This is a genomic window from Burkholderia sp. (genome assembly GCF_018375725.1).
Classification (GTDB): Bacteria; Pseudomonadota; Gammaproteobacteria; order Burkholderiales; family Burkholderiaceae; genus Burkholderia.
The window spans coordinates 52,094-64,390 of sequence record NZ_JAHACR010000003.1 but is presented as its reverse complement, the minus strand read 5'-3'; the positions used below and the strand labels follow the sequence as shown (position 1 = coordinate 64,390).

11 protein-coding genes and 1 pseudogene are annotated in these 12,297 nt (G+C 65.7%); 10 read left to right on the top strand and 2 right to left on the bottom strand.

Annotated elements, in window-relative coordinates; all coding sequences use genetic code 11:
* Positions 1-32: 32 nt before the first annotated feature.
* Positions 33-803, bottom strand: a complete 771-nt coding sequence (locus KH616_RS01950) for a phytanoyl-CoA dioxygenase family protein (protein ID WP_292233348.1) — start codon at positions 801-803, stop codon at positions 33-35.
* 352 nt (positions 804-1,155) lie between these two features.
* On the opposite strand from KH616_RS01950, the gene KH616_RS01945 reads away from it, so the two are divergent.
* Positions 1,156-1,506 (top strand): hypothetical protein, encoded by a 351-nt coding sequence (locus KH616_RS01945; RefSeq protein ID WP_292233346.1) that lies wholly within the window; start codon positions 1,156-1,158, stop codon positions 1,504-1,506.
* 103 nt (positions 1,507-1,609) lie between these two features.
* Here the strand turns inward: KH616_RS01945 and metK are convergent, their stop codons facing one another.
* Positions 1,610-2,797: a methionine adenosyltransferase gene (gene metK / locus KH616_RS01940; protein WP_292233344.1), complete on the bottom strand. Its 1,188-nt coding sequence runs from the start codon at positions 2,795-2,797 to the stop codon at positions 1,610-1,612.
* 266 nt (positions 2,798-3,063) lie between these two features.
* Between metK and KH616_RS01935 the strand changes: the two genes are divergently transcribed.
* The 9 genes and pseudogenes from KH616_RS01935 to hslU all read left to right on the top strand — a co-directional run bounded on the left by KH616_RS01935 (position 3,064) and on the right by hslU (position 12,211).
* On the top strand, positions 3,064-3,948 hold the full coding sequence (locus KH616_RS01935; protein WP_292233342.1) for a lipid A biosynthesis lauroyl acyltransferase: 885 nt from the start codon (positions 3,064-3,066) through the stop codon (positions 3,946-3,948).
* 217 nt (positions 3,949-4,165) lie between these two features.
* Entirely contained in the window at positions 4,166-5,029 is an 864-nt protein-coding gene (dapF, locus tag KH616_RS01930; protein WP_292233341.1) for a diaminopimelate epimerase, read from the top strand.
* Between the two features lie 40 nt (positions 5,030-5,069).
* Positions 5,070-5,795, top strand: a pseudogene (locus tag KH616_RS01925) (DUF484 family protein).
* Positions 5,796-5,808: 13 nt separating this feature from the next.
* The gene (xerC, locus tag KH616_RS01920; protein WP_292233340.1) at positions 5,809-6,729 is read left to right on the top strand and encodes a tyrosine recombinase XerC; all 921 of its coding nucleotides are present in this window, start codon (positions 5,809-5,811) and stop codon (positions 6,727-6,729) included.
* Positions 6,730-6,784: 55 nt separating this feature from the next.
* Positions 6,785-7,993 (top strand): class I SAM-dependent rRNA methyltransferase, encoded by a 1,209-nt coding sequence (locus KH616_RS01915; RefSeq protein ID WP_292233338.1) that lies wholly within the window; start codon positions 6,785-6,787, stop codon positions 7,991-7,993.
* Positions 7,994-8,146: 153 nt separating this feature from the next.
* Entirely contained in the window at positions 8,147-9,211 is a 1,065-nt protein-coding gene (locus KH616_RS01910; RefSeq protein ID WP_292233336.1) for a GTP-binding protein, read from the top strand.
* Between the two features lie 471 nt (positions 9,212-9,682).
* Positions 9,683-10,099, top strand: a complete 417-nt coding sequence (dksA, locus tag KH616_RS01905) for an RNA polymerase-binding protein DksA (RefSeq protein WP_006402995.1) — start codon at positions 9,683-9,685, stop codon at positions 10,097-10,099.
* A gap of 221 nt (positions 10,100-10,320) precedes the next feature.
* Entirely contained in the window at positions 10,321-10,857 is a 537-nt protein-coding gene (gene hslV, locus KH616_RS01900; protein WP_292233207.1) for an ATP-dependent protease subunit HslV, read from the top strand.
* Between the two features lie 10 nt (positions 10,858-10,867).
* The gene (gene hslU / locus KH616_RS01895) at positions 10,868-12,211 is read left to right on the top strand and encodes an ATP-dependent protease ATPase subunit HslU (RefSeq protein WP_292233205.1); all 1,344 of its coding nucleotides are present in this window, start codon (positions 10,868-10,870) and stop codon (positions 12,209-12,211) included.
* Positions 12,212-12,297: the final 86 nt, after the last annotated feature.

The following is a 12,297-nucleotide window of genomic DNA, read 5'->3' as shown; positions in this document are numbered from 1 at the left end:
CTCATCGCGCGCGCATGGCGCGCCGCGGCGCCTCAGAACGGCACTTCCGGCTTCGACGCGGAACGCGACCCGGCGATCGGCCGGTTGCTCTCGCCGTGATAGGTGAACACGAGCGAGAACTTCACCTGATCCGAGCGGTTCTGCCCCGCCGAATGCAGCGTGTTGCAGTGGAAGAACACCACGTCGCCGGCGTTGAGCGGCGGACACACCGCCGCATCGATCATCTTCCGGTTCTCCGGCAAATCGCTGCGGAAGAATTTCGCGGCATCGAACGCTTCCGGCCCGAAGGTCGCGCTGTGCGAACCCGGCACCAGCCATAGCGCGCCGTTCTCGTCGGTTTCCTGTCCGAGCGCGAGCCAGACCGACACCAGGTCGGGCCGCTCGAACGACCAGTAGCGCACATCGCGATGCCAGCCGGTCAGGCTGCCGTACGCGGGGTGCTTCGTCATCATGCAGTTGTGATGCGCGCGCGACAGCACCGGCTGCTCGCCGAAGTACGCGCGCATCCACGCAGCGATTTCCGGCGCGGTCGCACGCTCGGCGAACAACGGATCGCGTTCGTATGCATCGAGCAACCGCCGCACCGTATGGCCGCCCGGCGCATGCTTCGATTCCGGCGCGCCCGGATAACGCAGGTCGGCCTCGAATTCGATCGGCTGGGCCGCTTCCTGCAACTGCCGCTCGGCGGTGCGTTTCAGTGCCGCACACTGTTCCGCGCCGACGAGGCCGCGGGCGACGACGAAGCCGCGTTCGCGCAGTTCTGCGACCTGCGCGCGAATCGATTCCGACTGCAATGAAGACATGGGACGCTCGATGTATTTCTTGTGAATGTTGCGATTGTAAAGCGGCGTCCGATCGCACGCGCAGCACCCGCGTCGTGCAAAGGGAACGGGCGGCGGTCGATTTGATCTGACGCAAGGAAGCGGCCGGTCGCGAAATCGTCGTCACCGGCCGTCGCAGGCACTGCGCGCACCTTGCGGCACAAGGGTTATCCGCGACTTTTGCGCGTCATGAATCCCCTGTAGCCTGAGCGCGCCTGTCAATTCTGGCGGGTGCCGGGCGCGGCTGCATTCGGTAACATCCGCTGCGTCATACGAGGCCGTTCGTATTGTTGCGCGCCCGAGGGCGTCATTATTCCAAGCAAGCATCATTCACATGCCATTCCGACTGACTTCCCGTCTGAGCCGCGCTGCAAAGCGCATTGTGCCCTCCGCCTCCCTGCGGACGACACGCACGCTGCGCCATCATGGCGCACGGGCGCGGGCGATCGCCGAGCAGGCACAGCACGTCCGGCTCGACGGCATCCGCGCGTGGTTCCACGCGTTTCTCTCGATGATGAGCGCGCAGGCGATCGCGCGCCGCGCCGGCCTGCGCTCGCTGCTGCAAAAGCCGTCGTCGCTGCGCGCGCTCGCGCTCCGGCGGGCCAGCGGGCCGCAACGCCGGGTCAACCTCCCGCGCCGGCTGGGCGCCGCCAGCACCGGCTGGTTCGGGTTCGGCGCGCGCTAGACGGCCGCCGCGCGGCCAGGCGCCGCACGTGTGGCCATGCACGCCACGCTATAAGCAAAAAAACCCCGGCGAGCCGGGGTTTTTCATTGCAGACGAACGACGCTTACGCGACGCGCACCGCAGGCTCGACGCCAGCCGCTTCCGCGAGGGCGAGCGCCTTGTCGGTCGCTTCCCACGAGAATTCCGGCTCTTCACGGCCGAAGTGACCGTACGCTGCCGTCTTCTCGTAGATCGGGCGCAGCAGGTCGAGCATCTTGATGATGCCCTTCGGACGCAGGTCGAAGTGCTCACGCACGAGCTTCGTGATCGTCGCATCCGACACGCGGCCCGTGCCGAACGTGTTGACCATCACCGAGGTCGGCTCGGCGACGCCGATCGCATACGACACCTGGATCAGCGCACGCGACGCGAGCCCCGCCGCGACGATGTTCTTCGCCACGTAGCGACCGGCGTAGGCGGCCGAGCGGTCGACCTTCGACGGATCCTTGCCCGAGAATGCGCCGCCGCCGTGCGGCGCTGCGCCGCCGTACGTATCGACGATGATCTTGCGGCCCGTCAGGCCGCAGTCGCCCTGCGGGCCGCCGATAACGAACCGGCCGGTCGGGTTCACGAGGAACTTGATGTCGCCCTTGATCAGTTCGGCAGGCAGCGTCGGCTTGATGATTTCCTCGATCACGGCCTCGCGCAGCGCCGACAGCTCGATGTCCGGCGCATGCTGGGTCGACAGCACGACGGTGTCGATCGAATCCGGCTTGCCGTCGACGTAGCGGACCGTCACCTGCGACTTCGCGTCCGGGCGCAGCCACGGCAGGCGGCCGTCGCGGCGCAGGCTGGCCTGGCGCTCGACGAGACGGTGCGACAAGTGGATCGGCAGCGGCATCAGCTCGGACGTTTCGTCGCATGCGTAGCCGAACATCAGGCCCTGGTCGCCCGCGCCCTGGTCGAGGTTGTCGTCGTGCGCGCGGTCGACGCCTTGCGCGATGTCCGGCGACTGCTTGTCGTACGCGACGAGCACCGCGCAACCCTTGTAGTCGATACCGTAGTCGGTGTTGTCGTAGCCGATGCGCTTGATGGTGTCGCGCGCGATCTGGATGTAGTCGATGTTGGCCGTCGTGGTGATTTCACCGGCCAGCACGACGAGACCCGTGTTGCACAGCGTTTCGGCGGCAACGCGGGAATATTTGTCCTGCGCGAGGATGGCGTCGAGAATCGCGTCCGAGATTTGGTCCGCGACCTTGTCCGGATGACCTTCGGAGACGGATTCGGACGTAAAGAGATAATCGTTGGCCACTTTGTTCAGGCTCCTTTGTGGTTACGGTACGTTTCACGTAGCCAGCTCCGGTGAGCCTGAAGCGGCGACGCTTTAGCGGATTACCAATACCGGGCAGTGCGTCTGGCACTGGCCGGCTTCGCCCCGCAAGTTGTCAGTTAACTCGGCGAAGCCCGTATTATAGCGGCTTTCCAGATTTGTCACAGAGTGCCGCCCGTGCCGCATTGCCCGCTGTCCTTCAACCCCGTTCGCAACATGCCGGCCCGCCGGATTTCCGGAGGTTCCGCATGCTAGGCCGCCTCGGCACGCATCTCGCCATCGGCCTCCTGAAGCTGATCGCGCTCCTGCCGTACGGCCTGACCGCACGCCTCGGAGACGGCCTCGGCTGGTTGCTCTATCAGATCCCCAGCCGGCGAAAGCGCATCGTACACACCAACCTGAAACTCTGCTTTCCCGACTGGAGCGACGCGCGCCGCGAGGAAGTCGCCGGGCTGCACTTCCGCCACGCGATCCGCAGCTACGTCGAGCGCAGCGTGCAGTGGTTCGGCTCCGCGAAGAAGCTCGAAAAACTGATCCAGATCGACAGCGCCATCGACCTCACCGATCCGAACCTCCCGCCGACGCTGTTCCTCGGCATGCACTTCGTCGGCATCGAAGCCGGTTCGATCTGGCTCAACCATGCGCTGCAGCGCCGCTGCGGCTCGCTGTACCAGCCGTTCTCGAACACGATTCTCGAAGCCGAGGCGAAAAAGGCGCGCGGACGCTTCGACGCGGAGATGGTCGGCCGCGCCGACAGCGCGCGCGTCGTGCTGCGCTGGCTGCGCGACCGCAAGCCGGTGATGCTCGGCGCGGACATGGACTACGGCCAGCGCAACTCGACGTTCGTGCCGTTTTTCGGCGTGCCGGCCTGCACGCTGACGGCGGTCGGCCGGCTCGCGAAGACCGGCCACGCGCAGGTCGTGCCGTTCATCGGCGAGGTGCTGCCGAACTACAAGGGCTATCGTCTGAAGGTATTCAAGCCGTGGGACCAGTACCCGACCGGCGACGACGACCTCGATGCGCGCCGGATGAACGCGTTCCTCGAAGAGCAGATCCCGCTGATGCCCGAGCAATACTATTGGGTTCACAAGCGTTTCAAAACCCGCCCGGAGGGCGAGCCGAGCTTCTACTGAGGCCGCTTTCGCCCGCACGGCGCCGGCGAAAGCGAACGGCGCATGCCCGCGCCGTTCGGTCATCGCACCCCGCGGCGCCGGCGCGCCGAACCGGGGACGCCCCCGACCGCTGCATGTATCATTCGCGCTTGGGCCAGCGTGAAAACAGCGATCCGGCGCCGCAACATCCGGTCCACTCACGCTGCGCGTCTCAATTGCCAAGGAATTGCGGGACAAAGTGAAACTCTCGTTCACGAAGATGCACGGCGCGGGCAACGACTTCGTCGTGCTCGACGGCTACTCCAGCGCGCTGCCGCCGCTCAGCGAAGCACAGGTGCGCGCGCTGGCCGATCGCCATTTCGGCATCGGCGCCGATCAACTGCTGCTCGTCGAGCGGCCGACCGTCGACGGCGCGGACTTCAAATACCGGATCTTCAACTGCGACGGCGGCGAGGTCGAGCACTGCGGCAACGGCGCGCGCTGCTTCGTCAAGTTCGTGGTCGACCGGAAGCTGACCGCCAAGCGCAGCGTGCGCGTCGAGGTGATGAAGGGACTGATCACGCTGACGATGCAGGACAACGGCGAAGTCGTCGTCGACATGGGCGCGCCCGTGTTCGAGCCCGCGCAGGTGCCGTTCGACGCGTCGGGTCTCGAAGGGCGCCCGGAAGCCCGCGACACGCTCTGGCCGCTCGACGTGAACGGCGCGACGCGCTGGATCTCCGCCGTCTCGATGGGCAATCCGCACGCGGTGCAGGTCGTCGACGATGCGGAAGCGTACCCGGTCCTCGAAGAAGGCCCGTTCGTCGAGCGCCATCCGCGCTTCCCGCAGCGGGTCAATGCCGGTTTCATGCAGATCGTGTCGCGCAACGAAGTGAAGCTGCGTGTCTACGAGCGCGGCGCAGGCGAAACGCTCGCGTGCGGCACCGGCGCGTGCGCGGCGGTTGCGGCCGGCATCCGGCGCGGCCTGCTCGATTCGCCGGTCACGGTGCACACGCACGGCGGCACGCTGACCATCCGCTGGGACGGCGCGCGCGACGAAACGGCGCCGCTGATGATGGCCGGGCCCGCGGCCACCGTCTTCGAAGGCGAGATCGACCTGTAAGTCTGACCCTCACATTGTCCTGATGGAACGCTCCCGTCACATGAACGATCGCGAAGTCGCCGACTATCTGCTCGCCAACCCCGAATTCTTCGGCCAGCACGCCGAGCTGCTCGCCACGATCCGCCTCGCGAATCCGCACGGCAAGGCGGCCATTTCGCTGCAGGAGCGGCAAATGGAGATGCTGCGCGACAAGAACAAGCATCTCGAGCGCCGTCTCGCGGAACTGCTGCGCTACGGGCACGAAAACGACGGTCTGTCGGCGAAGTTCAACCGCTGGACCGCGCGCGTGATCGCCGAACGCGATCCGTACGCGCTGCCGCGCACGATCGCCGACGGCCTCGCCGACGTGTTCGATGTGCCGCAGACCGCGCTGCGTGTCTGGGACGTCGCGGACACCTATGCGCAGGCGGATTTCGCGCGCCAGGTCGGCGAGGAAGTGCGCCTGTTCACGAGCAGCCTCGCCACGCCGTACTGCGGCGCGAACACCGGCTTCGAGGCCGCGCAGTGGCTCGCGCCCGCGGTCGCCGCGCCGGCCGCGAACGCTACCGACGGCGCCGATGCGCAACGCGCCGGCGACGGCTAGGCCGCATCGGTCGCGCTGCTCGCCTTGCGCGCGCCGCAGGCCGGCGCCGATGCACCCGCGTTCGGGCTGCTCGTGCTCGGTTCACCCGACCCGCGCCGCTTCCATGACGGCATGGCGACCGACTTCCTCACGCAGATCGCGACACTCGCAAGCGCCGCCTTGACGCGCCTGCTGCCGCACTGATCTTCCGCGCCCGATGACCGACGATCCGATCGCTGCCTACCTGTCGAACCTGAAGCACGTCAGGAAGCTGTCGGATCACACGCTGCGCGCGTACGCGCATGAGCTCGACGAACTGAAAAAGCTCGCGAACGGCCGTCCGCTCGACACGCTGACCGCCGCCGACATGCGCGGCGCCGTCGCCCGGGCGCACGCAGGCGGCCTGTCGGCGCGGTCGATCTCGCACCGGCTGTCCGCGTGGCGCGCGTTCTACCGCTGGCTCGCGCAGCGCATCGAGATGCCCGCGAACCCGGTCGCCACGGTGCGCGCGCCGAAGCGCGCGAAGACGTTGCCGAAGGCGCTGTCGGTCGACGACGCATTCATGCTGATGGACGCGCCGCTTCCCGACACGACCGAAGGCTTGCGCGACCATGCGATCCTCGAGTTGTTCTATTCGTCGGGGCTGCGCCTCGCCGAGCTGGTCGGGCTCGACGCCGCCTACGCGAATGCCGACGGCTACCGCTCCGAAGGCTGGATCGACCTCGCCGAAGCCGAGGTGACCGTGCGCGGCAAAGGCAACAAGGAACGCAAGGTGCCGGTCGGCCGCAAGGCGATCGACGCGCTCAACGCATGGCTCGCCGTGCGCGGCGAGTTCGTGAGACGCGATCCGCATCCGCTGTTCCTGTCGGTGCGCGGCAACCGGATGTCGCCGGGCGTCGTGCGCGAGCGCGTGAAGCGTGCCGCGCTCGCTGCGGGCATTCCGGCGCACGTCCATCCGCACGTGCTGCGCCATTCGTTCGCGACGCACGTGCTGCAATCGAGCGGCGACCTGCGCGCGGTGCAGGAACTGCTCGGCCACGCGAGCGTCGCCGCGACGCAGGTGTATACGTCGCTCGACTTCCAGCACCTCGCGAAGATTTACGACAGCGCGCATCCACGCGCCAAAAAGCGCGACTGACGCGCTTCCCCGATTTTGTTTGCCGCGCACACACGCGGCCCTTTTCGATCAAGCCATGCAAACCGTCACACTCAAACCGTCCAAGGAAAAATCGCTGCTGCGCCGCCATCCGTGGATCTACGCCAACGCGATCGACCGGGTCGACGGCAAGCCCGCGTCCGGCGCGACCGTCATCGTGCGCGCACACGACGGCCGCTTCCTCGCGCGCGGCGCATACAGCCCGCAATCGCAGATCCGCGTGCGCGTCTGGAGCTTCGACGAGAACGAACCGATCGACCACGCGTTCTTCAAGCGGCGCGTGCAGCGCGCGGTCGCGCATCGCAAGACGATGGTCACCGGCACCGGCGCGGTGCGGCTCGTGTTCGGCGAGGCGGACGGGCTGCCGGGGCTCATCGTCGATCATTACGTGGCAGACACCGCCGAGGCATCGCCGCGCGGCCAGCTCGTCTGCCAGTTCATGGCGGCCGGCGTCGAAGCGTGGAAGGACGCGATCGTCGCCGCGCTGGTCGGCGCGACCGGCTGCCCGAACGTCTATGAACGCTCGGACGTGTCGATCCGCGAGAAGGAAGGCCTCGAGCAGACGACCGGCGTGCTCGCCGGCGATCCGCCGCCCGACACGCTGATCACGAACGAGAACGGCGTGCGCTACCACGTCGACGTGCCGAACGGCCACAAGACCGGCTTCTACATCGACCAGCGCGACAACCGCGCGCTCGTTGCGCAATACGCGGGCGAGCGCGACGTGCTGAACTGCTTCTGCTATACCGGCGGCTTCTCGCTCGCGGCGATGAAGGGCGGCGCCAAGCGGGTCGTGTCGATCGACTCGTCGGGCGAGGCGCTGGCGCTCGCGCAGCAGAATGTCGTCGCGAACGGCTTCGATGCGACGCGCGCGGCCTGGCTCGACGCCGACGCGTTCAAGACGCTGCGCCGCCTCGTCGACGAAGGCGAGCGCTTCGACCTGATCGTGCTCGACCCGCCGAAGTTCGCGCCGACACGCGACAGCGTCGATCGCGCCGCGCGCGCCTACAAGGACATCAACCTGAGCGGTTTCAAGCTGCTGCGTCCGGGCGGCCTGCTGTTCACCTATTCGTGCTCCGGCGCGATCGACATGGATCTGTTCCAGAAGATCGTCGCGAGCGCGGCCGCCGACGCGAAGGTCGATGCGCGCATCCTGAAGCGGCTCGGCGCGGGCGTCGACCATCCGCTCCTGGCCGCCTTCCCGGAAGGCGAATATCTGAAGGGCCTGCTGTTGCAAATCGTCTGATCGCCCCGATCTGGGCGGCCAGCCGCGCCTGCCCGTCGTCCGGACGAAAGGCGGCAGCCGGATAGATATGTTTCAATGGATGATTCTGCGCCCCACCGAGGGCGCGAACTCATCCTGGTTTTGACCCCGATTCACGAACCACAGGCGACCGACATGGCCATTCCCGTCACCATCCTCACCGGCTTCCTGGGCAGCGGCAAGACAACGCTGCTCAAGCGCATCCTGAACGAACAGCACGGCATGAAGATCGCCGTGATCGAGAACGAGTTCGGCGAAGAGAACATCGACAACGAGATCCTCGTGCAGGACACGCAGGAACAGATCATCCAGATGAGCAACGGCTGCATCTGCTGCACGATCCGCGGCGACCTCGCACGCGCGCTCGGCGAGCTGGCCGCGAAGAAGCGCGACGGCAAGCTCGACTTCGACCGCGTCGTGATCGAAACGACCGGCCTCGCGAACCCGGGCCCGGTCGCGCAGACGTTCTTCATCGACAGCGAGATCGCCGACGACTTCCTGCTCGACGCGATCATCACGCTCGTCGACGCGAAGCACGCCGACGCGCAGCTCGACGAGCACGAAGTCGTGCAGCGCCAGGTCGGTTTCGCCGATCGCCTGTTCATCACGAAATCGGATCTCGTCGACGACCAGACGCTCGCCGACCTTAAACACCGCCTCATGCACATGAACCCGCGCGCGACGATCAAGGTCGTCAACTTCGGCGACGCGGACATCAAGGAGATCTTCGACCTGCGCGGCTTCAACCTGAACGCGAAGCTCGAGATCGATCCGGATTTCCTCGCCGAGGACGACCACGCGCATCACGGCCACGATCACGACCATGCGCACTGCGATCACGACCACGGTCATTGCGACCACGACCACGATCACGCGCACGGCCATCACCACGCGCATCACGACGACAAGATCAAGTCGTTCGTCTACCGCAACGACCGCCCGTTCGATCCGAACAAGCTCGAGGACTTCCTCGGCGGCATCCTGCAGATCTACGGCGAACGGATGCTGCGTTACAAGGGCGTGCTGTACATGAAGGGCGTCGACCGCAAGGTCGTGTTCCAGGGCGTGCACCAGATGATGGGCAGCGATCTCGCCGCGAAGTGGCTGCCGGCCGAGAAAAAGACCAGCAAGATGGTGTTCATCGGCGTCGATCTGCCGCAAGACCTGATCAGCGACGGCCTCGACGCCTGCCTCGCCTGACGACGCGTATCCGGCGCGTTTCGCCGCCGGCCGCCGTACAAGCGTCGGCGGCGGCATGCCATTTCGGACGCGGGTTTTGGCGTCATCGCTTTTTCGCGCTTTGCGGGTTATATTTTTAAGATATCGGCGCTGCCGACGGGGATCGACCTGATACGGCGCAGACTTGCGATTCAGTTACAATACGTGCCCGCTGGAGTATGGCAAAACAGGGCTGGTTCTAGCAGAACGCATAACAGGCAATCGCAAACGCCCCGAATCGGGCCCGGCCGCGACCGATGCGACCTGCCACGCAGCACACCGGTTAGCCGCGCGCGCAAGTTGGCGCCAGGCATATTCTGGTATTTGAGAACCGGTTTTCCAGAGGCTTTCGGCCCCGCATCGGCAAATCGCAAATGATTGCAAGTGCAGTTGCGGGTAATCCCAAAGTGCAGGCAATATGTTTGGTTTGCCGCACATTGAAGAAGCAAGCAGATGACGAAGAAACTCTTGACCGAAGCCGAAATCCTGAAGATGAGCGACAAGGATTACATGAATGAGGATCAGCTCGCCTTCTTCAAAGCTCGGCTCGAACAATTGCAGGCGGAAATTCTCCACAACGCGGGCCAGACGACCGAGAACCTCCGTGAGACGGTGATCGTGCCGGATCCTGCCGATCGCGCGACGATCGAAGAGGAGCACGCGCTCGAATTGCGCACGCGCGATCGCGAGCGCAAGCTGCTCAAGAAGGTTCAGCAGTCGCTCGCCCGCATCGAGTCCGGCGAATACGGCTGGTGCGAAGAAACCGGCGAGCCGATCGGCATTCCGCGCCTGCTCGCGCGGCCGACCGCCACACTGTCGCTCGAAGCGCAAGAGCGCCGCGAGCTGCGCCAGAAGCTGTTCGGCGACTAAGCAGAAGGCGCTCCGCCAAGACACGCTGCTTCACGAAAGCGCGCGGCCTGCCGCGCGCTTTCTTTTTTTCCGGCCGGACGAATTCCCGGCCGCGCCCTTGATATCCCCGCGCCCGCCCTAAAATAAAACGAACGCGCGCCGGGCCGCTCCCCGGCGCACCGCGAATCACGCGGCGACGCGGCGCGTCGCCGCCTCTTCCCCGTTTTTCTCAAGGAACGAAGATGGAGCAATTTCACGGCACGACCATCGTGTCCGTCCGGCGCGGCGACAAGGTTGCGCTCGGCGGCGACGGCCAGGTGACGCTCGGCAATATCGTCATGAAGGGCGGCGCGCGGAAAGTGCGACGGATCTACAACAATCAGGTGCTGGTCGGTTTTGCCGGCGGCACCGCCGATGCGTTCTCGCTGCTCGACCGCTTCGAGGCGAAGCTCGAGAAGCACCAGGGCAACCTGACGCGCGCGGCCGTGGAACTCGCAAAGAACTGGCGCACCGACCGGATGCTGCGCCGCCTCGAAGCGATGCTGATCGCGGCCGACGCGACCACGACGCTCGTCATCACCGGCAACGGCGACGTGCTCGATCCCGAAGGCGGCATCTGCGCGATCGGCTCGGGCGGCTCGTACGCGCAGGCTGCGGCCCGCGCGCTCGCGGAGAACACCGACCTGTCGCCGCGCGAGATCGTCGAAAAATCGCTCGAAATCGCCGGCGACATGTGCATCTACACGAATCACAACCGCATCATCGAGACCATCGAGTGAGGATCCCGCAATGAGCACCATGACCCCCGCCGAGATCGTCTCGGAACTCGACAAGCACATCATCGGCCAGAACAACGCGAAGAAGGCGGTCGCGGTCGCGCTGCGCAACCGCTGGCGCCGCCAGCAGGTCGCCGATCCGCTGCGCCAGGAAATCACGCCGAAGAACATCCTGATGATCGGGCCGACAGGCGTCGGCAAGACCGAAATCGCACGGCGTCTCGCCAAGCTCGCGGATGCACCGTTCATCAAGATCGAAGCGACCAAGTTCACCGAAGTCGGCTATGTCGGCCGCGACGTCGACAGCATCGTGCGCGACCTGATCGAGATCTCGGTCAAGCAGACGCGCGAAGCGGAAATGCGCAAGGTGCGCAGCAAGGCGGTCGACCAGGCCGAGGACCGCGTTCTCGACATCCTGCTGCCGCAGCCGCGCGCGGTCGGCTTCGGCGCGAACGCCGATCATGCGAACGACGACAACAACGCGACGCGCCAGACGTTCCGCAAGCGCCTGCGCGAAGGCCAGCTCGACGACAAGGACATCGAACTCGACCTCGAGCAGCCGACGATGGGCATGGACATCATGTCGCCGCCCGGCATGGAAGAGATGACCGAGCAGATCCGCTCGATGTTCTCGAACCTCGGCGGCGGCAAGAAAACGCGCCGCAAGGTGAAGATCAAGGAAGCGCTGAAGCTGCTCACCGACGAGGAAGCGGCCAAGATGGTCAACGAAGAGGAAATCAAGACGAAGGCCGTGCAGAACTGCGAGCAGAACGGCATCGTGTTCCTCGACGAGATCGACAAGATCACGTCGCGCAACAACGAAGGCAGCGGCGGCGAAGTGTCCCGCCAGGGCGTTCAGCGCGACCTGCTGCCGCTCGTCGAAGGCACGACGATCAACACGAAGTACGGGATGGTGAAGACCGATCACATCCTGTTCATCGCGAGCGGTGCGTTCCATCTCGCGAAGCCGAGCGACCTGATTCCGGAGCTGCAGGGCCGCTTCCCGATCCGCGTCGAACTGGATTCGCTGTCGGTGAAGGATTTCGAAGCGATCCTCGTCGCGACCGACGCGAGCCTCGTCAAGCAGTATCAGGCGCTGCTCGCGACCGAGGACGTGCAGCTCGAATTCGCCGAAGACGGCATTCGCCGACTGGCGGAGATCGCCTATGCGGTCAACGAGAAGACCGAGAACATCGGCGCGCGGCGCCTGTACACGGTCATCGAGAAGCTGCTCGAGGAAGTGTCGTTCGCGGCGGGCAATCACGCCGGCGAGTGCGTGACGATCGATGCGAAGTATGTCGATCGTGCGCTCGGCGAAGTGTCGCAGGACGAGGACCTGTCGCGCTACGTGCTGTAACGCGGCGCGCAGCGTCAAGAAAAAATGGGCGGCTCCACCGATGGAGCCGCCCATTTTTTTCATCGATGCCTGGAAGCGAGGCCGGC